The following is a 21,883-nucleotide window of genomic DNA, read 5'->3' on the forward strand; positions in this document are numbered from 1 at the left end:
CCGGCGCGCAGAGGTCACAGAACATGGCAGGCAAAGACAAACTCTTCATCTTCGACACCACCTTGCGCGACGGCGAGCAGAGCCCCGGCGCATCCATGACCCGGGAAGAAAAGGTCCGCATCGCCAAGGCGCTGGAAAAGATGCGCGTGGACATCATTGAGGCCGGCTTCCCCGCCGCCAGCACCGGTGACTTCGAATCCGTGCGGGCGGTGGCCCGCGCGGTGCAGGACAGCACCGTCTGCGGTCTGGCCCGGGCCAAGGACGTGGACATCGATCGCGCCGGCGAGGCCCTCAAGGAGGCCAATTCCGCCCGCATCCACACCTTCCTTGCCACCTCGCCCATCCACATGCAGTACAAGCTGAAGATGTCCCCCGACGAGGTGCTCACCCAGGCGGTGGCCGCCGTCAAGCGGGCCCGGCAGTGGACCGATAACGTGGAATTCTCCCCCGAGGACGCGGGCCGTTCCGAGCTGGACTTTCTCTGTCGGGTGATCGAGGCGGTGATCGACGCCGGTGCCAGGACCATCAACATCCCCGACACCGTGGGTTACAACATCCCCCAGCAGTTCGGCGAGCTGATGAGGAACCTGATCGAACGGGTACCCAACTCGGACAAGGCCGTATTCTCGGTCCATTGCCACAACGACCTGGGCGTGGCCGTGGCCAATTCCCTGGCCGCCGTGCTCCACGGTGCCCGTCAGGTGGAGTGCACCATCAACGGTCTGGGGGAGCGGGCCGGTAACGCCGCCCTGGAAGAGATCGTCATGGCGGTGCGGACTCGGCAGGATGTCTTCCCCTGCGACACCACCCTGGACACCACCCAGATCGTGCCCTGTTCCCGCCTGGTGTCCAGCATCACCGGCTTTCCGGTGCAGCCCAACAAGGCGATCGTGGGTGCCAATGCCTTTGCCCATGAATCCGGCATCCATCAGGACGGGGTGCTCAAGCATCGGGATACCTACGAGATCATGCGGGCCCAGGACGTGGGCTGGTCGGAAAACCGCATCGTGCTGGGCAAGCACTCCGGTCGCAATGCCTTCCGCACCCGCCTCAAGGACCTGGGCATCGAGTTCACCGCCGAGGAGGAACTGAACGAGGCCTTTTCCCGCTTCAAGGAACTGGCGGACAAGAAGCACGAGATCTTCGACGAGGACCTTCAGGCCCTGGTGTCGGAGGCGACCATGGCCATGGACAGCGAACAGCTCAAGCTGGTGTCCATGCGGGTCTGTTCCGAGACGGGGGAGACGCCGCTGGCCAATGTCACCCTCAGCGTGGACGGCGCCGAGCGCAGCGGCCAGGCCGAGGGCAGCGGTCCGGTGGATGCGGCCTTCAAGGCCATCGAGACCATCGTGCCCAGCGGCACCCAGTTGCTGCTCTACTCGGTGAACAACATCACCAGCGGTACCGATGCCCAGGGCGAGGTGACGGTCCGGCTGGAAAAGGCGGGGCGCATCGTCAACGGCCAGGGCGCGGACACGGATATCGTGATTGCCTCGGCCAAGGCCTATCTCAATGCCCTGAACCGTCTGGTGATGCCGGATCGCCGTGCCCATCCCCAGCGCGGCGACGTGTGATTCGACATGGAAGGGGGGCTTCGGCGTCGTTATCTTGAGGTCATGGGCATCCAGCAATGGGTGCCCCGTGCCCCCTGTGTGGAAGCACCCTCGTGGGAGCAGCCCTCGGTAGCGGAACCAGTACCTGTTCCCCGGCAGGCCGATTCTCCCGGCGACAGGGTGCCTGACTGGGAAACCCTGTCACGACAGGTCGAAACCTGCACCCGCTGCGCAGAACTGGCGTCAAGCCGCACCCGGACCGTGTTCGGGGTGGGTGATCGACAGGCCCCCTGGTTGTTCATCGGCGAGGCCCCGGGGGCGGAAGAAGACCGCCGTGGCGAGCCCTTCGTGGGTCGGGCCGGCAAGCTGCTGGACAGCATGCTGGCCGCCCTGGGTCTGGCCCGGGGGGAGGGCGTCTACATTGCCAACATCCTCAAGTGTCGTCCGCCCGGCAACCGTGACCCGAAGCCGGAAGAGGCCGATGCCTGTCGGGCCTTTCTGGATGGTCAGGTTGCCCTGATCCGACCCCGGGTCATCGTTGCCCTGGGGCGGGTTGCGGCGCAGAACCTGCTGGCGACGGACGCGGCCCTGGGCGCCCTGCGCGGGCAGCCGCTGAATTACCAGGGCATTCCCGTGGTGGTCACCTACCATCCCGCTTATCTGCTGAGAAGACCCCTGGACAAGCGCAAGGCCTGGGATGATCTGTGCCTGGCGCGGCGCTTGATGACCCGTGCCGCCGACCAGGCCGCCCCCCCGCACCGATCATCATCTCCATGAATGCCGTGACCGTGACCCCATTGCAGCTTCGCCCCATGCGTGCCGGTGATCTTCGGGCCATCATGGAGATAGAGCCCAGGGCGTACACCTATTACTGGTCGGAAGGGATCTTCCGGGATTGCCTGCGGGTGGGCTATTCCTGCTGGGTCCTGACCAGTCGCTCCACGGGTGAACTGATCGGTTACGGGGTCATGTCCCTGGCGGTGGGTGAGTGTCATGTGCTCAATCTCACCGTTCGTCCGGAACGCCAGGGGCAGGGGTTCGGGCGCTATCTGCTCGGGACGTTGCTGGATATCGCCCGTGATCGCCATGCGGAAACGGTCTTTCTGGAGGTGCGTCCGTCCAATGCACCGGCAGTCGGTCTGTATCGTTCCCTGGGATTCAATGAAGTGGGCCTTCGCAAGCGCTACTATCCTGCTGACCGGGGACGGGAGGATGCCCTGGTCCTGGCGCTGCAGCTTTGATGCCATCCAATATCCGTGCAGGCGGCTTGGAAACCCGGACTCAAGCCGATAGCATCAGCGTTCACTGTTGAAAGGGTTTCTCCATCTTCCATGGAAAGTGATGATCATCCAGTGATGTCGGCGCCGCCCGAGCCCGTCCCCGCGGGTGTGACCGGGCCGGCCGTGGAAACGGCGTCCGATTCCTCCGGGGGGAAGGGTGATGACGCCCCGTCCGTGCTGACCCTGGTGGGAATCGGTGCCTCGGCCGGCGGGATCGAGGCACTCAGCCGTCTGGTACGGACCTTGCCGGAGCATTCCGGGCTGTCCTACGTGGTGGCCCAGCATCTGTCGCCGGATTATCAGAGCATGCTGACGGAGATACTGGGCCGGGAGACCCGCCTGAAGGTGCTGTCCCTGTCTGATGGCACGGCGCCTCGTCCCGATACTCTGTACATCACCCCGGCGGCTTCCAATGTATTGTTTCAGGATGGTCGATTGCGGTTGCGTGAAACCAGTACCCGCGGCATCCCGAAGCCTTCCGTGGATCTGCTGTTCCGCTCCCTGGCCATCGAACTGGGCGATCATGCTGTGGGGGTCATCCTATCCGGCACCGGTTCCGATGGGGCCGATGGCGTCACCGCCATCAAGCAGGCCGGCGGCAGGGTATTCGTGCAGGACGAACAGACCGCCAAATATCCCGGGATGCCCCAGGCGGCGGTAGCCACCGGAATGGCGGATGCCGTCCTGACACCGGAAGAGATCGCCGATGCCCTGTCACGGACGGCATGCCAGCTTCCCGCGGGACATGCTCCCCGTCCCGAGGATCTGGGGGATCCCGGCGAACTCGAACGTATCCTGCGACTGGTCAGGAGTCGTACCGGCGTGGATATCGGCCAGTACAAGGAAGCCACCATGCTGCGTCGTCTGCAGCGTCGCCTGGCCAGTACCGGGGCCAACTCCCTGTTCCAGTATCTGGAGTACCTGCATGATCATCCGGATGAACCCGAGGCTCTGGTGCGGGAGTTGCATATCCTGGTCACCAGCTTTTTCCGGGATGAATCGGCATTCAAGGGCTTGCAGCGGGCCATCGATGCACTGATGAAGAAGAAAAACGCCGGAGAGGCCCTGCGGGTCTGGATCCCGGGCTGCGCCACCGGCGAGGAGGCCTATTCCATCGGCATCCTGATGCACGAGGCCCTGCGCAACAGCGGCCGTGATCTCAAGCTGCAGATCTATGCCACCGACGTGGATCTGGATGCCCTGGCCCAGGCGCGCCGGGGGCTTTACTCCGCCGGTGCCCTGGAGGTGCTGGAGCCGGTCTGGCTGCAACGCTATTTCACCCGCAGTCGGGAGCAGTTTCGCGTCAGTCAGGTGCTGCGTGACTCCATCGTGTTCGCCCGTCACGACCTGATGAAGGATCCGCCCTTTCTGCACCTGGACCTGATCAGTTGCCGTAATCTGCTCATCTATCTCAAGAGCCCCATGCAGGATCGGGTCTTCGAAAGTTTTCACTATGCCTTGAAAGTGGGCGGTCTGCTGTTCCTGGGGCGTTCCGAGACCCCTGGCGGTCGTTCACATCTGTTCAGTCCGGTATCCAAGCCGGCGCGTCTGTATCAGCGTGAACCCGGGACCTCCCGTTATATCGCCACCGGGCGCAGCGGTATCGGCGATGGCGCCGTCCCGTCGGGCCGTGGCCGCGGAGCCGGCTCCGGCCGCGAGATCCAGCGCATTCTGGACGCACTGCTGGAAGCCTACGTGCCGCCGGGCCTGTTGGTGGATGTGCAGCTCGATATCCGGCGGGTCTTCGGCAACGCGGGCGACTTTCTGAGTCATGGCGCCGGCCAGACCAGTCTCAACGCCCAGGAACTGTTGCCCCGGCCCCTGGCGCTGGATCTGCGTGCCCTGGTGTCCCGGGCCAAGCGTACCGGTGTCGTGGCTCCCGGGCATCGGATGCGTTTGCCGGGGGACAACGAGTCCGAGCCCTTGCGGCTGGTGGTGCGCCCCCTGTTGGCCGACGATGATGAAGACCTCTACCTGGTGATGTTCGAGCGCATCGGCAGGGATGGGCAGACAGGAGCCGAGGAAATGATGCCGGGCGGCCCACCGGAAACGGACGCGGTGAATGCCCTGGAACATGAACTCACGGCCACCCGCGAACATCTGCAGACCGTGGTGGAGGAACTGGAAACCACCAACGAGGAGCTGCAGTCGGCCAATGAGGAGCTGCAGTCCACCAACGAGGAATTGCAGTCGGCCAACGAGGAGCTGGAAACCTCCAACGAAGAGTTGCAGGCCACCAATGAGGAGCTGTTCACGGTCAACCAGGAATTGCAGGGCAAGACCGAGGAACTGGCCGCCCTGAACACCACCCTGCGCAACGTCAAGGACAGCCTGCCCTACGCTCTTCTGGTGGTGGATCGCAATCTCTGCATTGCTCTGGTGAATCCCAGGGCCACGGAACTCTTTGGCGTGACGGAGGCGGATCTGACCCGCCCCTTCACGGCGGTGGAACGCCTTCGGCGCCTGCCGGAACTGGTGACCCTGGTACAGCAGGTCATGGAAACCGGGGCACCGGCACAGGCCCAGATCAGTCTGCCTTCGGAGCATCTGGTACGGGTTCAGCCCTTCACGGACAGGAGCGGCCGGCACAGCGGTGCCGTGGTGACCTTTTGGGATAACGCCGACATGCTCAGCGCCCATCGGGCCCTGCGGGAGAGCGAGTCCCGGTTACGGCAGATCATGGACAAATCCCCCCTGTGGGCCTACGTCAAGGATCGAGCCGGTTCCTATCAGATGGTCAACCATTGCTTTCTGGCCGGTCTGGGCGTGACGCTGAAACAGGTGGTCGGGCACGTGGACGAACAATGCCTGCCCGAGGCGGTGGCCCGATTGTTCCGGCAAGCGGATCATGAGGCCATGTGCCGGGATGATGTGCTGGAACGGGAGCACCATCTGCATCTGGAGACGGGGGAGGTGATCCTGCTGGCGCAGCATTTTGCCCTGCGGGATGAAAAGGGACTGGCCTATGCGGCCTGCATGCAGGCACTGGATATCACCCAGCGCAAGCGGGATGAATACCGTCTTGCCAGGGCGCGGGACGAGGCGGAGCGGGCCAACCGGGCCAAGAATGAATTCTTGTCCCACATGAGCCATGAGTTGCGAACCCCGCTCAATGCCATTCTGGGGTTCAGCCAGATCCTGGAACATGAGTATGCCGAAGAGCCCGCCCTGAGCGAGCCGATCCGTGAGATCCTCCGGGCGGGCTGGCATCTGCTGGCCTTGATCAACGACATTCTTGACCTCTCCATGCTGGAAAGTGGGCGCCTGCATGTGCAGGCGGATTCCGTCAGCGCGGATGCCATCGTTCAGGAGTGCGTGGCAACCCTGCGGCAGGCCGCGCAGGCCAAGGAAATCACGGTGACGGTCGTTCCGGGTGAGGCGTTGCTGGTGCGCGCCGACCCGACCCGGTTGCGTCAGGTACTGATCAATCTGCTGTCCAATGCCATCAAGTACAACCACCCGAACGGCACGGTGAAGGTGTCCGCCACCCGGCACGGGGATCGTGCATGGATCCGGGTCGAGGACGATGGCCTCGGCATGACCCCGGAACAGATCGCCAACCTGTTCCGGCCGTTCGTGCGCATGAGCCGTGAGATCTGCTCCGAGGACGGTATCGGCATCGGGCTGTCCCTGTCCCAGCGGCTGATGCAGATGATGGGGGGGGACATCCGTGTGGAGAGCGTGCCGGACCAAGGCAGCGTCTTCACCCTGGATCTGCAGTGGGTGACCACCGGTTCCGAGTCGGAGGAAGCCGCTTCCGAAGCCGCGACGGATGAGAGGCAGACAGGTCTGCGGGAAAAACCGGTTGCCGCCGGCTGTATGCGGGCACTCAAAGTACTCTACGTGGAGGACAATCGGGCCAATATGCGCCTGGTTCGGCGCATGTTGGCCCACCGCCCCGGGGTGCAATTGCTGGAGGCCGGGGATGGGCAGTCCGGTCTGGCGCTGGCGCGCGCCGAACTGCCGGCCCTGATCCTGCTGGATCTGGGGCTGCCCGATATCCATGGCTTCGAGGTATTGCGGCAATTGCGGGCGGACAGGGCCACGGCGGGCATTCCCGTGGTGGCCGTTAGCGCCGATGCCGGGGAATTGCGGGTCACGGAGGCTCTCGAGCGGGGATTTTGCACCTATATCGAGAAACCTTTCAGATTGGAGGTTCTGGATGAGGTGCTGTCGGCTTTCGGTCAGTGCCGGGGTAGTGGCGGGAAGGTGCCTCCGTCCTCTGACTGATCCAGCAGTCTTTCCAGGGTCTGCAGGAATCGGGGTACGTCCAACGGTTTGGTGAGATAGGCATCAAAGCCTTCCGAGTGTCCCCGTTCCACGTCTCTTGGGGTGGCAAAGGCGGTCAATGCCATGACCGGGATGCCGGCCGTGGCAGGGGTATTTCGCAGCCTCCGGAGAACCTGGTAGCCGTCCAGGTCGGGCATGTTGATGTCCAGCAGGATCAGGTCCGGCTGGTGAGCGCCGGCCAACTCCAGGCCGAATCTGGGGTTGGGCGAGTTGAGTAGCCGCAGATGACCATGACGACGCAGGATCTGTGCGACCAGCCGGATATTGGCCGGATTGTCGTCGATATGCAGGATGGTGCGCGGTGCATGCTGTCGATCCGGAATCTGGCGCGGCCGCGTGTCCGGTGATGACCCGTCGCCGTCATCGTTCCATTCCCCCCGTGGCAGGCGCACCCGAAAAGTGCTGCCCTTGTCCGGTCGGCTGTCCACCTCGATATTGCCGCCCATCACTTCGGCCAGACGTCGGGAAATGGCCAGTCCGATGCCCGTCCCTTCGGTTTCCAGCGCGTTCGCGTCCAGCCGGTTGAAGGGTTCAAACAATTCCGCCAGACGATCCGGCGGGATGCCGCGACCGGTATCCGTGACACTGACGATGATGGTGCCGTCCCGCGGGTGTTCCTCGCCGCAAATTTCCAGCAACCCGGCATGGCGGTTGTACTTGATGCCGTTGGAGAGCAGGTTGATCAGGATCTGCTTGAAACGCATCCGGTCGGCGAAGGCAACGCAATGGGATGGGCAACGGCTCTGGATGCGGATCTGATGTTCCTGGGCCAGGGGGCCTACCAGCATGATGCATTCGTCCATCAGTTCCCGCAGGGGGACATTTTCCAGCGACAGTTCGATGCGACCGGCCTCCACGATGGCCAGATCCAGTACCTGGTTGATCAGTTGCAGCAGGTGCCGTCCGCCCCGAAGTATTTCCTGCACCTGTTCCTGCTGTTCGAGGTTGAGTCCGGGATCGATTTCCAGGAGTTGGGCAAATCCCAGCACCGCATTCATGGGCGTGCGCAGCTCGTGACTCATGCTGGACAGGAATTCGGACTTGGCCCGACTGGCCCGTTCGGCTTCCTCCTTGGCTTCCACCAGGGCGGTCTCGTTGCGCTTGATATCGGTGATATCCAAATGGCTGATCACCAGGTGCCGCCTTTGTTGCTCCGCGAAGGCTTTCAGGGGGGGTCACCCGAATCCTGTGAGTCTGCGGATCAATGCGATATTCATCTTCGTAGACCTCAAGATCCCCGGCGATGACGCCGCGGATGCCCGCCGCGATACGGGCCGCATCCGCAATGCCCCGGGCGGCGGCCCGGTCACACACGTCAAGATAGTTGATGCCCTGGGAGATCCGCTCTTCCGGTGCCTGCCCCTTGCGCCCGTATTCGCGCCAGGAACGATTGACCGCGACGATGGTTCCCGACATGTCCAGTACGCAGATATTGGCGCTGAGTGAGTCGATGATACCCTGGGCAAAGGCCCGGGCCTCGCTCTCCTGCTTCTGGAATTCCGCCTCCTTGGCCTTGCGTTGCCGCTCCCGGGCCATTTGCCGCAGGGCATGGGACAGATCTTCCACCACGCCCTTGAGCAGGTCGGTGATCTGGGGGGTGAAATGTTCGGGTTCACCGGCGAGGAAACTGGCCACGGCGAGCAACTCGTCACCGACAAAGACGGGAAAGTGCCCGCAGCTGTGAATCCGCCGCCCAATCGCCCACGACCGCCAGCGGTCGGGAACATGGGGAGCATGTTCCTTACAATCGCTGCAGATCAGGGGCTGTTCGTTGATGAAATGCCAGGGCTGCTTTCGGATCGACTCCCATAGGGTTTCCAGGGGAATGTCCGCCAGCTGCGTCGCCGTCAGGCCGTGGGAGGCCCAGATCCTGGGTGTTTGCCCCGGTCGTGCGCGAGCGGTGAAGACGCAGGCACTGAAGCCGCCCTGTTCCACGGCGATGCGGGCGGTGGTCTTGAGCAGACGGATTTCGTCTTCCAGTCGGGTGATGGCCTGATTGACGGCTGCGCGGGTGCTGTAGAGCCGAGTCAGCTGGGTGACCTGGGCCTCGGCCTTCTTGCGGGCGGTGATGTCGCGGTTGACCCCGCGCCGGCCCAGGTAGGTGCCGTCCTTGTCCACGATGCCCTGACACTGATGCTCGATGTGTCGCAGTTCTCCATCGGCACGGCGGATGCTGAACTCCATGGATACATGGGGGCTTTCGCAGCCTTCATGGACTTCCTTCAGGTGCCGTTGCCAGCGTTCGACATGCTCGGGGATGAGCAGGCGTTCCATCAGCTGCGGGTCATCCTTGAAGGCCTGGGGTGGAAATCCGCTGATATCCTGACATCCAGGGGAGACATAGACATACCGGCCTTCCGGGTGGTACCAGTAATCCCAGTCCGGAGAATGGTCGGCGGCAATGCGGTAGCAGGTTTCCTGTTCACGCAGCCGGGCGTAGGCGATGCGCCTTGCCTCATCAAGTTCCCGGTTCTGCAGTTCCAGTTCGCTCTGACAGATCCGCAGGGTTTCCAGCAGTTCGGTCAGATCAAGATGGCCTGCCTCCATGAGCCTGCGTAACTGATCGATGTCTCCCTCCCTGATGGCCCTGGTCGCGTGCGTGCGTGCATCTGATTGAGGGGAGTTGTCTTCAGGCATGGCGCCTTCTTCAGGGGTGAAACCAGCGGGAAACGAGATTGGATTCTATCAACACAGGCCGTGCCGTGCTGATGGAATTGTCCCGGCATGGGCATCGGTCCGGTCAACCGATGCCGGGCCCATGCGTATTGCTGGTTGAAGGCCGGAGATCGGGCCGACACAACCAACAGGAGAGCCGTCATGAAACCATCCCCGAAGATTTTTCCCCGTCGTGCCCTCGGTGCCGCTATGGCGGTGGGCGCCATGGCCCTGAGCCTGTCCCTGGGCGCGGTGGCCGCTCCCGGTGGTCCCGGTGCCGCGGATCGGGATATGCCCCGGTAGGTATGTCGGGATCTGAGCGGTGAGGCCTGGAGCGCCTGTCGTGAAGGCATGCAGGCCACCCGTGCCGAGCGGCGTGAACAGCGCCTGGCCGAGGCCGAGGGTCGTCCCATGGAGCGCACCTGGCGCGATGAGCGTAGGTCCGACCGCATGAAGGACAGGGGGGAGCGCCCCCGGATGACCGATGAGGAGCGGCAGGCGCTGCGTGCCCGGCATGAGGAGAGGCGCGCGGCCTGGGAGGCCATGAGCCCGGAAGAACGCCGGTCGATGCGGGATAATATGCAAGGCATGCGTGAAAAGATGCGCAACTGAAGCCGATGATGAGGAGCCTTGATGCCGATCCGGAGTCACTGTGATGCATGGTCTCGCCCTGGAGACGGAGGTGTCCGTGGATGATGCCGGTGTGCATGTCGACACGCCTGCCGAAAGGGTATCGCCAGCGACCCTGGACCGGTTCCTGGAGCAGGTTCAGGGTCGCGGGGTCCGGATGGCGGCCCTGGCCCTGGGGGACCGGGAGGCGGCATTGGACGTGGTGCAGGACGCCATGACCGCGCTGATCGTTCGTTATCGCGACCGGCCCCCGGAGGCTTGGGAACCCCTGTTCTGGCGCATCCTGCAGACCCGCATCCGGGATGTTTACCGGCGTCGCCGGGTGCGGTAGCGGGTGATGGCCGTGCTGGGGCTGGGGGATGACGCCCAGGAAGATCCCATGCTGACGCTGCCGGACACCTTCACCCCCGGCCCGGACCAGTCCCTGGAGGATGGCCGTTTTGCCGTGGATCTGGAGTCGGCTCTGAGACAACTGCCCCTTCGACAGCAGCAGGCCTTTTTGTTGCGTCACTGGGAGGGGCTGGATACCGCCGCCACGGCGGCGGCACTGGGCGTCAGCGAGGGCAGTGTGAAGACCCATCTGCACCGCGCCCTGCAAACCCTTCGACAGCACCTGGAGGCCTACCGATGAGTCCCGAAGATCGCGAGATGGAACCGTGGTTGGCCCAGGCCCGCCGGACCCTTGACCGGCAGACCGGCCTGTCCCTGCAGGAGGCGATGCGTCTGCAAAGTGCCCGCCGGGAAGCCTTTGCAAAGGCGGGCGCCGCGGCACCGCCCCGGCCGGTGTCGGGGCGTGGAAAGAGGCCCGGGTGGATGCCGTTGGGAGGCCTTGCGGCGGCGGCTTCGGTGATGCTGGCGGTGGTGGTGGTGTTCAATCTGGAGACCATGCAGCACCCGCTCTTGCCGGTGGTCCTGGCAGAGTTGGATGACATCGAATGGGTGCTGGAGCTGGATGAGGGTTTCTGGATGAATGATCCGGCGTTTCTGCAATGGGTGATGGAGGAGACGGGATGAGTCGGTATCTGCCTGGATTGATGGTGGTGTTGTTGTTGTGTCTGCCGGGCGTGGCCCCGGGGGCGCCGCCCGAGCGAGGCCAGGGGCCTTTTCCTGAACGGGGGCCGGGAGATCCCGGGCGCGGCGAGCGCATGATGGTGCCGGTGGCCGAATCCGCGCCGGAGTGGTCGGCACTGAGCCGCGCCGAACGCGCCGTATTGGCGCCGTTGGCGGAGCGATGGGATGATCTGCCCCCGCGACGGCGCCTGCACCTGCTGCGTGTCGCCGATCGCTGGCAGGACATGAACCCGGAACAGCGGGACCGTTTCAGTAGTGATCTGCGGCGCCTTGAGTCTTTGTCGCCCGAGGAGCGCCGGCAACTGCGTGACCAGCGTCATCGGCTTGAGGCCCTGCCCGAGGATGAGCGTCGATTGCATCGGGAGCGGCTGGAACACTTCCAACGCCTGTCGCCGGAGGAGCGTGAGCACCTGCGGGAGCGCTGGTTGCAGATGAGTCCGGAGGAGCGGCGGGCGATCCGGGAGCGGGGCCGAGTGTCCGAGGACTGAATCTGCCCCGCAATCCTTGGGCCATCCCCCTATCTGGCGTAAAATACCCGGTTTTACCCACAGGCCGTGCCGCTCATGCCCTCCAGCTACACTACTGAAACCGCCCGTCGCCGCACCTTCGCCATCATTTCGCACCCGGACGCCGGCAAGACCACGGTGACCGAAAAGCTGTTGTTGTTCGGCGGTGCGATCCAGCAGGCAGGGACCGTGAAAGGCCGCAAGGCCGCCCGACACGCCACCTCCGACTGGATGGAACTGGAAAAGCAGCGCGGTATTTCCGTGACATCCTCGGTGATGCAGTTCCCTTACAAGGACCGCATCGTCAACCTGCTGGATACCCCCGGCCACCAGGACTTCTCCGAGGACACCTATCGCACCCTCACCGCGGTGGACTCGGCCCTGATGGTCATCGATGTGGCCAAGGGGGTGGAGGAGCGCACCATCAAGCTGATGGAGGTCTGTCGTCTGCGGGATACCCCCATCATGACCTTCATCAACAAGCTGGACCGGGAAGGGCGCGACCCCATCGAACTGCTGGATGAAGTGGAAGATGTGCTGAAGATTCAGTGTGCTCCGGTGACCTGGCCCATCGGCATGGGCAAGCGCTTCAAGGGGGTCTACCACCTCAAGCGGGATGCCGTGCACCTTTTTTCGCCCACCCACGGCGGCAAGATCCAGCAGGGCGAGATCATTCAGGGCCTGGACAACCCGCGTCTGGACGAGGTACTGGGCAGCCAGGCGACGGAGCTGCGGGAGGAGCTGGAACTGGTCATGGGCGCTTCCCATGAGTTCGACAAGGATGAATACCTGGCCGGGCGTCAGACCCCCGTGTTTTTTGGTTCTGCCATCAATAATTTCGGTATTCAGGAGCTGTTGGACGACTTCGTGGCATTCGCCCCCGCCCCTCAGCCTCGCCCCACCGATGTGCGGAAAGTGTCACCCGAGGAAGAAACATTTTCCGGTTTTGTCTTCAAGATCCAGGCGAACATGGACCCCCAGCACCGGGATCGCATTGCCTTCATGCGCATCTGTTCCGGTACCTTCACCAAGGGCATGAAGCTCAATCATGTCCGGATCAAGCGGGATGTGCGCATCTCCGATGCCCTGACGTTCCTGGCCTCGGATCGGGAACATCTGGAAGAGGCTTATCCGGGGGACATCATCGGTCTGCACAACCACGGCACCATCCGCATCGGGGATACCTTCACCCAGGGAGAAGCCTTGTCCTTCACCGGGATTCCCAACTTCGCACCGGAACTGTTTCGCCGTGCCCAGCTGCGGGATCCGTTGAAGATGAAGCAGCTGGCCAAGGGGTTGCAGCAGCTTTGCGAGGAAGGGGCGACCCAGCTGTATCGGCCGATCACCAACAATGACCTGATCCTGGGAGCGGTCGGGGTATTGCAGTTCGACGTGGTGGCCCACCGGCTGAAGTCCGAGTACAACGTGGATGCGGCCTTCGAGAATGTGTCGGTGCAGACCGCCCGCTGGGTGACCTGTGACGATGAACGCAAGCTGGAACAGTTCAAGGACAAGGCGGCGAGCAATCTGGCCATCGACCACGGGGGTGATCTGGTGTACATCGCACCGACCCGGGTGAATCTGCAGATGGCCATGGAGAAGTGGCCGGAGATCACCTTCAGCGCCACCCGGGAGCATGGGATCAGTCAATAGGCGAGTGGTCTTCGCATTCCCATTGATACCGATTGCGTCCGGCCTGCTTGGCCCGGTAAAGGGCGTCGTCGGCGGCTTTTTTCAGGGTTTCCGGGTCGGGTTTGGCGGTCTGCCCCCCATGGGTGGCGCCGCCGATGCTGATGGTGACGTGAGGGGCTGCATCGGAATGTGCGTGGGGAATGTTCAGGGATCTTGCTGCCTCAAGCAGATGTTTGGCCACATGCCGGCAACCCATTTCATCGGTGCCCGGTAACAGGGCCACGAATTCCTCGCCCCCATAGCGAGCCAGCAGGTCGGGGGTTCTGGACAATGCTCCGGTCATCGCCTGGGCCACCCGCTTGAGGCAGTCATCTCCGGCGCCGTGGCCGTAATGGTCGTTATAGGGCTTGAACTGGTCGATATCGATCATCAGCAATGACAGGGGCTGACCATCCCGCCGTGCCCGACCCCATTCCTCGGCGAATTTCTGATCAAAACTGCGCCGATTGGGGATTTCCGTCAGACCATCCTGAAGAGAGATTTTCTCCAGCATGTCGGTCTTGAGCTTGAGGGCCACCTGATTGCGGACTCTGGCGCGCACGATGGCCGGACTGAAGGGCTTGGAAATGTAATCCGCGGCGCCCAGATTCAACCCCCGTTCCTCGTCATCCACATGGTCCAGGGCGCTGACGAAAATCACCGGAATGGACCGGGTAGCCTCGTTGTCCTTGAGTTGGCGGCAGGTGTCGTAGCCATCCATGTCGGGCATGACGATATCCAGCAGGATGAGGTCCGGGGGCGCGTCACCCTGGGCCATTGCCAGTGCCTTCTTGCCACTGGTGGCGGTCAGGATGCGGTAATCCGCCTTGAGCAGGGAAGCCAGGGTGTGGATGTTGGTGGGCTGATCGTCCACGATCAGCACGGTTGCTTTTTTTTCCGGCACAGCCAAACCTCATGAAAATTCGATGCCGGCCTGCCTGGCCAGCCTTTCAAGCCATTCCATCGCACCATCATGGTCGAAACGATCCACCCGCTCTAGCAGTTCCTGGGCCGCCTGGGGGGCAATGTGCTGTCCCAGGTACCGGACAACCCGGGCCAGTTGGTCCTCATCCACCAGTTCACCCGAGGCCAGGGATTGACGCAGGGATTGTACGTCGTTGGCCAGGGTCTGTGGGTCTGAGGTCTGTGGATCGGCCGCGGGGCAGGTGACCGGCGTCTGTTCCTCTTTGGGCAGGGTGGCCAGCTGTTCCCGAACCTGCCTGAGCACCCCGAGGAAACGCCGGGTATTGGCCTGGGAAAAGGGCTGGCCGGCTTTGAGAATCTGTTCCAGCTGTTCGGTTTCTCCGGCCAGTGCATGGGCGCCGACCATGGCCGCCAGCCCCTTGAGGGTATGCAGCATACGCCCCAATGCAGGATCTTGCGACCGGTCCACCTGGCTCAGTTCGGCCAGTTCCGTATCAAGCTGTCCGGCAAAGCGGCCCAGGGTACGCAGATACAGGGCCTTGTCCCCATCGAACCGCTTGAGCCCCGTGATCATGTCGAAGCCATCCAGCCGCACCGGCCAGTCCGGTGCTTCCTCTGCCCGGGTTTCGGTGCGGCCGCCGTCGCTTTGCAGCCACCGTTCCATTGTACTCAGCAGCGCCCGGCTGTCGATGGGCTTGGCCAGGTGATCGTTCATGCCGGCGGCCCTGGCCCGATGCCGGTCGTCTTCCATCACCGCCGCCGACAGGGCAATGATGGGCAGGTCAGGAAACTGCTGGCGCATCCGGCTGGCTGCCTCGAACCCGTCCATGACCGGCATCTGCAGGTCCATCAGCACCAGATCCACCGGATATTGGGTCACCTGTGCCAATGCCTCACGGCCATCATTGGCCAGGAGCACCCGAATCCCGGTCTTGTTGAGGATGCCCCTGGCCACTTCCTGATTCAGGGCATTGTCCTCCACCAGCAGGACGGTGCGCCCCTCAAAGCAGGGGAGCGTGTGGTGGGTGGTATTTTTTGCCGGCGCCGTGTCCGCCTGTTCCGCCACGGCCCGTCCCATGGCCTCAAGCAGGGTTCTCGGCGTGACCGGCTTGCTCAAAAAGGCGCTGAAGCGATCCGCATGGGGGGCCAGATCCTCCTGGCTATAGGCGCTGACGATCAGTGCCGGCACCGGCATGGGGTTCAGTGCCCCCTGCTTGCGCAGCCTGTCCATCTGGTCCAGGGCTTCCACCCCATCCAGACCACCAGGCATCTTCCAGTCCATCAGGACCAGCTCAAAGGGGGTGCCGGCCTGTTCCGCGGCCTTGACCGCATCGATGGCTGCCTCGCCGCTATCGGCCTGCCGGGTCTGGAAGCCGTGGTTTTCGAGCATGTTGACGAGCACGGTGCGGGCCGCTTCATGATCATCCACCACCAGGACCCGGGCGCCGGGCTGGAGGAGGTCATGGACAGCTGACGGGTGCTGATCCGGCGCCAGGGGCAGGGTCAACTCGAAATGGAAGGTGCTACCGGTGTCGGGTATGGATTCCAGCTTCAGATCGGCGCCCATTTTCTCCAGCAGCTTGCGGCAGATGACCAGCCCCAGCCCGGTACCGCCATATTTGCGAGTGGTGGAGGTATCGGCCTGGGAGAAGGGCTGGAACAGTCGGGACTGTTGTTCGGCAGTGATCCCGATGCCCGTGTCACTCACCTGGAAGTGCAGGCGCAGATGGTCGTCGGTGCAGCCCAGTTGGCGGATGGACAGCACTACCTGACCCTGCTCCGTAAACTTGATGGCATTGCTGAGCAGATTGGTGAGTATCTGTCCCAGACGCAGGGCGTCTCCCTCAACCGTGACCGGTTCCCGGATCTCCAGCTCGAATACCAGTTCGATGCCCGCGTTGTCGGCCACCGACGCAAACAGGGTCCGCATCTGCTCCAGCAGATCCTCGATGCGAAAGCCATGGCGCTCCAGTTCCAGCTTGTCGGCCTCGATCTTGGAAAAATCCAGAATGTCGTTGATGATGCCAAGGAGCATGCGGGAGGAGTCCCGGATCTTGCCCAGATAATCCCGTTGCTTTTCGCTCAGAGGGGTGTCCAGCAGCAGTTCACTCAGGCCGATCACCGCATTCATGGGGGTGCGAATCTCGTGGCTCATGTTGGCCAGGAACTGGCTCTTGGCCTGATTGGCCCGCTCGGCGGTTTCCTGGGCCTGTTTGATGTGGGTAAGATCGTTGTAGACGGCGACCACTTCGCCGGAGGAGAGCTTGAACAGGGTGTTCTCGCGCCAGGCCGTGAGTTCGCCGTCGCTATAGAAGGAAATCGGCAGGTAGGCGCTGTCTCCGGTGCGGGCCACCTGGCGCAGGGCTTCCAGCAATCCCATGTCTTCAACACCGGGAAAACATGCCGTGACCCGGCGACCGATGACATCTTCCCGCCGGGTCTGATCCATTCGCTCGGCGGTGGGATTGTAATCGGTGAAGATGAAATCCTGTCCATTATCGGTCGGCTCAAACACGGCGACGCCATTGCCGGTTTGTTCGAAGATGCCCCTGAAGCGCTCCCGCTCGTGTTCCAGGGCCTGTCTGGCATGGGTGGCCTCGGTGACGTCCATGTCACTGCCCCGGTAACCCAGAAGGGCGCCGTTTTCATCCACGAGGGGGAATGCATGGGTGGACATCCACAGGGTATGTCCCTGCTTGTGGACCACGGGATTGAGGTATCCTCGGAATATTTCACGGCGGCTGAGGGCTTGAAACGATTCCGCCTTGAAAGCTTCCCGGACCGGTTCCGGATGCAGGTCGTAAAAGTAGACCCGTCCCATCAGTTCTTCCGGGGCATAGCCCCAGACGGTCTCTGCCACCGGGCTCACATAGACGTACAGGCCTTGCGCATCCACTTCCCAGGTGACGCTGCGGCTCTGGGCGGCCAGTTGCCGAAGACGTTCCTCCCGATCCCTGATCTCCTGCTGGGCCTGCTTGATGGGTGAGATGTCCTGGATGATGGACCAGATGACCTCCCTGCCCTCGGGTGTGGTGGTCTTGAAACCGTTGAGCAGCACCGGATAGCGACTGCCGTCCTTGCGGATGTATTCCTTTTCGAAGGGGCCGTAGCGCCCGGTCGTGTTCATGGACTCCAGCATCCGCTGCTCGTCGGGCAGATATTTCTCCGGTGTCAGTTCCCAGTAACTGAGCTGGCGAAATTCTTCGGGGGTATAGTGGGCCGGTTCATTGACGGCCCGATTGAATTCCAGAAATTCCCCGGTGTGGAAGTCGTTCATGGCAATCCCCACCGGTGACAGTTCAAACAGGGTGCGGAACTTGATTTCTTCTGCGGCAAGCTTGCGTTGGGCCAGAATGCGGTCGGTGATGTCCTCATTGACGCCCACCACGCGCACGGCCCGGCCCTGGGCGTCACGGATCACCCGGGCCATGCCCCGTAGGGTGCGAATCGCACCGTCGGACGGGCGGCGGATCTGTACCTGTGCATCAAACGGGGTGTCCCGTTGGACCAGATCCTGGAAGGCGGTCTGGATCGTCGGCAGGGCCTCGGGCAGGACCAGGGTCTCCCAGTCGGCAAACCTACCCTTGAATGTCTCAGGATCGACGCCGTAGAGGTGGTACATGCGCGGATCCCAGAGCAGGCAGTCGTGCTTGATGTCGTAATCCCAGATACCCAGTCCGGCGGCTTCCGTGGCCAGTTGCAAACGATATTGATTGTCCTGCAGACGGCTTTCCGCCAGTTTTTGCCGGGTGACGTCACGAAACACCGCCAGCATGCAGGGTTGCTCGGCAAAGGAGAGCAGGGTGACGCTGACCTGGACGTCGATGAGGGTACCATCCTTGCGTCGATGTCGGGTTTCAAAATCATCCCGTCCCTGGCTCATGATTTTTTCCACATGCCGGGCCACCTCGGCGGGGGTTTCCTGTGCCTCGTAGTCGATGATGCGCAGCCGGGCGAATTCCTCGGCGGTATAGCCCAATTGCCGGTGCGCCATGGCGTTGAACGCCAGTGTGCTACCGTCGTCCGGATCAATCAGGAGCGTGGCATCGGGGTAGAGTTCGAACAGGGTCCGGAACCGCTTTTCCTGTTGTTCCAGGGCGTGGCGGATTTCCAGCTGCTCCGTCTGGTCCACCAGATAGCCCCGCAGACTCGTGAGGTGACCCTGGGCGTCATAATCGGCAAAGCTGTAGTCATAGAAGCGCCGGTATTCACCATCCTTCTTCTTCAAACGATACTGGTGTTCCAGCACCGTGGCCCGGTGGGCCAGGTAGTCCTTGACTTCCCGATCAAGCCGGTCGACATCTTCGGGATGGGTCAGTGCCTTGAAACCGGATGGGTCGGCCAGCAGTTCTTGCGGGGTATATCCCAGAATGTCGGTCACATTGGGGGAGATGTACCGGAGTGGCCAATGGGGTTCTGGTAACCAGATACAGGCCATGACCGGCCCTTGGGTGAACAGATCCAGTTCCTGCTTTAACTGGTGGACATGGAGGTCCGTCTCGTTGACGGTCTGCAGGAACAGAAAAAAACCACCCTGTGACGCCAGGGGCTTGGCCTTGAGGTCCACCACCACCGGCCCGCCCTCCCGATGGATCATGACCTCACGCCCCTCATGGGGCTGACCTTCCTTCAGGGCCTTGAGTACATGGCAATGTGCCGTCGGAATCCAGCGTCGTTCATGGTCACAGTGGCGTTGGCCATCCTGGCCACCATGGTCGTGAGCACAGCCGAACAGGTCCAGTGCCTGATGCCCCACCACGTCGGTGTGGGTATAACCGAGCATGTCGGTGAATGCCTGGTTGATGCGGGTGACGATACCGTCATTGTCGATGATCATCAGGCCTGCCGGCACTTCATCGGTGAGGCCGGACAGGGTTCGGTTGGCCTGGCGCAGTGCCTGATTGAGCCGATCCAGTTGTTGCTGATGTTCCTTGAGCAGGTTGAACCAGCGGTTGTAATACAGGCTGACCAGGTCCCGTTGTCCCACCAGACCGATGAAGCGATCGTTGGCGTCCACCACCACCACCCGCTTGATGCGATGCCGGCGGCAAAAGCGCAGGGCCTGGAAGATGGTGGTGTCCTGGCCGAGGGTTTTCAGGGGGGCCGTCATGCAGTGGCTGACGGGCTGGTTCAGATCGGCATTGGCATCGATCAGATGGATGACATCCCGCTGGGTGAGGATGCCCACGGGGATGTCTTCCCGGAGCACGATGGTGGCGCTGAAGCGTCCCTGGTCCATCCGTTGCATCACCTCCCGCACGGACTGGTTTTCCGGCGCGGTGAGGGGCTGCATGCCCTGAATCAGTTGTCCCAGGCTCTGACTTTCGGCCAGCAGTTCCGGGTCCAGGCTGCCGGCCAGATCGCTGTAGCTGACGATGCCTTCCAGGTTGCCTTCCCCGTTGACCAGGCAGATATGCTCGGCTTCGTTGCGGATGGCCTTGAAGCCCTCCAGCACACTTTCCTCCGGAGGCAGGATGGCCGGTTCCGGCAGATCCAGTTGATTCAGGGGCGTGGTCAGGGGCACATTTTGAATCTGTAGCCGCAGCAGCAGACTGGAGAGCAAGAGTCGATAGCCCTTTCCATGGGTGACCACGATGGCGCGGATGTTGTGGTGATACATACGCTGCGCGGCCTGGGCCAGGGTGGCGTCGGCCGGCAAGGTAATGACCCGCGGGGTGGCTATGCTGCGAAGTTTGGGAAAGAACATCCGCGCCTCGGTGGGATTATCAACACATGGCCGCATGTTAACCAACTTGTGTCCTGAAGTCGCATGGCGTCAAGCTGGATAAGCGGAAGCCGCTACTCCTAAATCATCACGGGGGCATGGACCCGCGGGGCGGTTCGGGTTAGCCTGCTCCCGATGACCAAACAAGCCAGCAGGAGCCAGTCAGTATGGTTACAGCGATCATCCTCATGAATGTGGAACGCAGCCGGATCAACGCGGTCGCGGATCGTCTGGCGGACATGAAGGAGATATCCGAGGTGTTCTCGGTGAGCGGCAATTACGACCTCATCGCCATCGTCCGCGTCCCGCGCAACGATGATCTGGCCGAGCTGGTGACCCACCATCTGCTGACCATCGAGGGACTGGAGAAGACCAATACCCTGCTGGCCTTCAAGGCCTACTCCAGGCATGACCTGGAGGCGATGTTCTCGGTATAGGGGGAAAGCGTGTGTGGCTAACCCCGCGGGGACCCATGACGGATCTCCGCGGGGCCTGACATGCGGCTTAGGCCGTGGTATTGATGATGGTGCCCACGTTGGGGGGGAGTGCGGCACTGCTCACATCCGGCAGGGCCTCCACCAGGGCCAGGGCACCCTGGGCCTGGGTGTCGATGGCCTTCTTGAGTACCGCCGTACCGACATCCTGCGCGAGTTGTTGCTGGGACATCTGGGTAGCCAGGGCGGCGATTGCGTTGACGTCCATAATGAAAACCTTTGGGTTTTGCGTGAGTGTCCGAGGCGCCTGCAAGGCCCCTCAATCAGTCTATCGGCGGATTTGCCGCAGACTTGAGGGCTCGATCGGAAAAGACCCGGGAAGGCATCGTGCTGATCATTTCCAATAGCTTGACACTGGCTGACTGGGAAATCGAACTGACCCAGATCCGGGCCCAGGGGGCGGGTGGGCAGAACGTGAACAAGGTGTCTTCCGCAGTACACCTTCGCTTTGACATTCCCAGGTCCAGCCTGCCGAGGGTGTACAAGGAACGACTGCTGCAACGGGCCGATCAGCGGATCAGCAAGGAGGGCGTGGTGATCATCAAGGCGCAACGCTTTCGCACCCTGGAACAGAACCGGGAGGACGCGCTCGCCCGCCTGAAGGATCTGATCCTGGAGGCCATGAAGCCGGTCAAGGTGCGCAAGGCCACCCGTCCCACCCTGGCTTCCCGAAAACGGCGTCTGGAGAGCAAGATTCAGCGGGGCAGGGTCAAGGCCCTGCGGGGCAGGGTGGAGCCGTAGCGGTTGATGGATCAGGGTAGCCGATGCTGTTCCAGCAGGGCCTCGCGGATCCGGCTCGACAGGGGTTCGCCCGCCATGGTCATGATCACGGGGTGAATGTCGGTGGCCTCGTCATTGAGTACCGGCAGGGTGAAGGTCTGCAGTACCCGCCGGTGGGGTTCGCCATGCTGGTCCGGCTGGATCACATGTTCACCATCCATCTGGCCCACCACCACCCGGGGGCCGGCCTCCAGGATCTCGATCACCTCGCAGTGAATGCCGTCCACGGTGGCCTCGCGGCCGATCAGGGATTCCAGTAGTTTGAGCAGGTCTTTCATGGCTGTCAGTATACTCGATGTCTGGG

16 protein-coding genes and 2 pseudogenes are annotated in these 21,883 nt (G+C 62.6%); 12 read left to right on the forward strand and 6 right to left on the reverse strand.

Annotated features, from left to right (window positions below; all coding sequences use genetic code 11):
- Window positions 1–23: 23 nt before the first annotated feature.
- From ECTPHS_RS00525 to ECTPHS_RS00540, 4 genes are all read left to right on the forward strand, one after another.
- Window positions 24–1,574, forward strand: coding sequence for a 2-isopropylmalate synthase (locus ECTPHS_RS00525; RefSeq protein WP_008930708.1), 1,551 nt, complete (start codon window positions 24–26; stop codon window positions 1,572–1,574).
- Between the two features lie 6 nt (window positions 1,575–1,580).
- Window positions 1,581–2,330 (forward strand): uracil-DNA glycosylase family protein, encoded by a 750-nt coding sequence (locus ECTPHS_RS00530; RefSeq protein ID WP_050814175.1) that lies wholly within the window; start codon window positions 1,581–1,583, stop codon window positions 2,328–2,330.
- Entirely contained in the window at window positions 2,327–2,794 is a 468-nt protein-coding gene (gene rimI, locus ECTPHS_RS00535) for a ribosomal protein S18-alanine N-acetyltransferase (RefSeq protein WP_008930710.1), read from the forward strand. Before ECTPHS_RS00530 ends, rimI begins: the two co-directional genes overlap by 4 nt.
- 90 nt (window positions 2,795–2,884) lie before the next feature.
- Window positions 2,885–7,063 (forward strand): chemotaxis protein CheB, encoded by a 4,179-nt coding sequence (locus ECTPHS_RS00540; RefSeq protein WP_083838724.1) that lies wholly within the window; start codon window positions 2,885–2,887, stop codon window positions 7,061–7,063.
- Here ECTPHS_RS00540 and ECTPHS_RS00545 read toward each other — a convergent pair.
- On the reverse strand, window positions 7,018–8,256 hold the full coding sequence (locus ECTPHS_RS00545) for an ATP-binding protein (protein ID WP_008930712.1): 1,239 nt from the start codon (window positions 8,254–8,256) through the stop codon (window positions 7,018–7,020). The two genes, ECTPHS_RS00540 and ECTPHS_RS00545, sit on opposite strands and share 46 nt — an antisense overlap.
- Window positions 8,257–8,725: 469 nt before the next feature.
- Window positions 8,726–9,760 (reverse strand): annotated as a pseudogene (locus ECTPHS_RS15385) (PAS domain S-box protein); the annotation flags it as partial.
- Window positions 9,761–9,940: 180 nt separating this feature from the next.
- Here ECTPHS_RS15385 and ECTPHS_RS14735 point away from each other — a divergent pair.
- The 6 genes and pseudogenes from ECTPHS_RS14735 to ECTPHS_RS00590 all read left to right on the forward strand — a co-directional run bounded on the left by ECTPHS_RS14735 (window position 9,941) and on the right by ECTPHS_RS00590 (window position 13,638).
- On the forward strand, window positions 9,941–10,081 hold the full coding sequence (locus ECTPHS_RS14735) for a hypothetical protein (RefSeq protein WP_008930714.1): 141 nt from the start codon (window positions 9,941–9,943) through the stop codon (window positions 10,079–10,081).
- Between the two features lie 48 nt (window positions 10,082–10,129).
- Window positions 10,130–10,390, forward strand: a complete 261-nt coding sequence (locus ECTPHS_RS00570; protein ID WP_008930715.1) for a hypothetical protein — start codon at window positions 10,130–10,132, stop codon at window positions 10,388–10,390.
- Between the two features lie 175 nt (window positions 10,391–10,565).
- Window positions 10,566–11,039: pseudogene (locus ECTPHS_RS15390) on the forward strand (RNA polymerase sigma factor).
- Window positions 11,036–11,422, forward strand: a complete 387-nt coding sequence (locus tag ECTPHS_RS00580; RefSeq protein ID WP_008930718.1) for a hypothetical protein — start codon at window positions 11,036–11,038, stop codon at window positions 11,420–11,422. The pseudogene ECTPHS_RS15390 and the gene ECTPHS_RS00580 overlap by 4 nt, the downstream one beginning before the upstream one ends.
- Entirely contained in the window at window positions 11,419–11,967 is a 549-nt protein-coding gene (locus ECTPHS_RS00585; RefSeq protein ID WP_141565206.1) for a DUF3106 domain-containing protein, read from the forward strand. Before ECTPHS_RS00580 ends, ECTPHS_RS00585 begins: the two co-directional genes overlap by 4 nt.
- A 75-nt stretch (window positions 11,968–12,042) precedes the next feature.
- Window positions 12,043–13,638 carry a peptide chain release factor 3 gene (locus ECTPHS_RS00590; RefSeq protein WP_008930720.1) on the forward strand — a complete coding sequence of 532 codons (1,596 nt, stop codon included), beginning with the start codon at window positions 12,043–12,045 and terminating at the stop codon, window positions 13,636–13,638.
- Here the strand turns inward: ECTPHS_RS00590 and ECTPHS_RS00595 are convergent.
- Together ECTPHS_RS00595 and ECTPHS_RS00600 are read right to left on the reverse strand one after the other, a co-directional pair.
- Window positions 13,628–14,560 (reverse strand): diguanylate cyclase, encoded by a 933-nt coding sequence (locus ECTPHS_RS00595; protein ID WP_008930721.1) that lies wholly within the window; start codon window positions 14,558–14,560, stop codon window positions 13,628–13,630. The two genes, ECTPHS_RS00590 and ECTPHS_RS00595, sit on opposite strands and share 11 nt — an antisense overlap.
- Window positions 14,561–14,569: 9 nt before the next feature.
- Window positions 14,570–20,287: a PAS domain S-box protein gene (locus ECTPHS_RS00600; RefSeq protein WP_008930722.1), complete on the reverse strand. Its 5,718-nt coding sequence runs from the start codon at window positions 20,285–20,287 to the stop codon at window positions 14,570–14,572.
- A 185-nt stretch (window positions 20,288–20,472) separates the two neighbouring features.
- On the opposite strand from ECTPHS_RS00600, the gene ECTPHS_RS00605 reads away from it, so the two are divergent.
- Window positions 20,473–20,742 (forward strand): Lrp/AsnC family transcriptional regulator, encoded by a 270-nt coding sequence (locus ECTPHS_RS00605; protein WP_008930723.1) that lies wholly within the window; start codon window positions 20,473–20,475, stop codon window positions 20,740–20,742.
- Between the two features lie 67 nt (window positions 20,743–20,809).
- Here ECTPHS_RS00605 and ECTPHS_RS00610 read toward each other — a convergent pair whose 3' ends face one another.
- Entirely contained in the window at window positions 20,810–21,007 is a 198-nt protein-coding gene (locus ECTPHS_RS00610) for a YjfB family protein (RefSeq protein ID WP_008930724.1), read from the reverse strand.
- 116 nt (window positions 21,008–21,123) lie between these two features.
- On the opposite strand from ECTPHS_RS00610, the gene arfB reads away from it, so the two are divergent.
- Window positions 21,124–21,540, forward strand: coding sequence for an alternative ribosome rescue aminoacyl-tRNA hydrolase ArfB (gene arfB / locus ECTPHS_RS00615; protein ID WP_040404651.1), 417 nt, complete (start codon window positions 21,124–21,126; stop codon window positions 21,538–21,540).
- A gap of 11 nt (window positions 21,541–21,551) precedes the next feature.
- On the opposite strand, the gene ECTPHS_RS00620 is transcribed toward arfB, so the two are convergent.
- Window positions 21,552–21,857, reverse strand: a complete 306-nt coding sequence (locus ECTPHS_RS00620) for a hypothetical protein (protein ID WP_008930726.1) — start codon at window positions 21,855–21,857, stop codon at window positions 21,552–21,554.
- Window positions 21,858–21,883: the final 26 nt, after the last annotated feature.

Origin of the sequence: Ectothiorhodospira sp. PHS-1 (genome assembly GCF_000225005.1) — a bacterium.
Classification (GTDB): Bacteria; Pseudomonadota; Gammaproteobacteria; order Ectothiorhodospirales; family Ectothiorhodospiraceae; genus Ectothiorhodospira.

Excerpts from the sequence above, each read along its gene's own strand:
- ECTPHS_RS00525 (WP_008930708.1), top strand. The coding sequence starts at position 24 with ATGGCAGGCAAAGACAAACTCTTCATCTTCGACACCACCTTGCGCGAC.
- ECTPHS_RS00530 (WP_050814175.1), top strand. The coding sequence starts at position 1,581 with ATGGAAGGGGGGCTTCGGCGTCGTTATCTTGAGGTCATGGGCATCCAG.
- rimI (WP_008930710.1), top strand. The coding sequence starts at position 2,327 with ATGAATGCCGTGACCGTGACCCCATTGCAGCTTCGCCCCATGCGTGCC.
- ECTPHS_RS00540 (WP_083838724.1), top strand. The coding sequence starts at position 2,885 with ATGGAAAGTGATGATCATCCAGTGATGTCGGCGCCGCCCGAGCCCGTC.
- ECTPHS_RS14735 (WP_008930714.1), top strand. The coding sequence starts at position 9,941 with ATGAAACCATCCCCGAAGATTTTTCCCCGTCGTGCCCTCGGTGCCGCT.
- ECTPHS_RS00570 (WP_008930715.1), top strand. The coding sequence starts at position 10,130 with ATGCAGGCCACCCGTGCCGAGCGGCGTGAACAGCGCCTGGCCGAGGCC.
- ECTPHS_RS00580 (WP_008930718.1), top strand. The coding sequence starts at position 11,036 with ATGAGTCCCGAAGATCGCGAGATGGAACCGTGGTTGGCCCAGGCCCGC.
- ECTPHS_RS00585 (WP_141565206.1), top strand. The coding sequence starts at position 11,419 with ATGAGTCGGTATCTGCCTGGATTGATGGTGGTGTTGTTGTTGTGTCTG.
- ECTPHS_RS00590 (WP_008930720.1), top strand. The coding sequence starts at position 12,043 with ATGCCCTCCAGCTACACTACTGAAACCGCCCGTCGCCGCACCTTCGCC.
- ECTPHS_RS00600 (WP_008930722.1), bottom strand. The coding sequence starts at position 20,287 with ATGTTCTTTCCCAAACTTCGCAGCATAGCCACCCCGCGGGTCATTACC.
- ECTPHS_RS00605 (WP_008930723.1), top strand. The coding sequence starts at position 20,473 with ATGGTTACAGCGATCATCCTCATGAATGTGGAACGCAGCCGGATCAAC.
- ECTPHS_RS00610 (WP_008930724.1), bottom strand. The coding sequence starts at position 21,007 with ATGGACGTCAACGCAATCGCCGCCCTGGCTACCCAGATGTCCCAGCAA.
- ECTPHS_RS00620 (WP_008930726.1), bottom strand. The coding sequence starts at position 21,857 with ATGAAAGACCTGCTCAAACTACTGGAATCCCTGATCGGCCGCGAGGCC.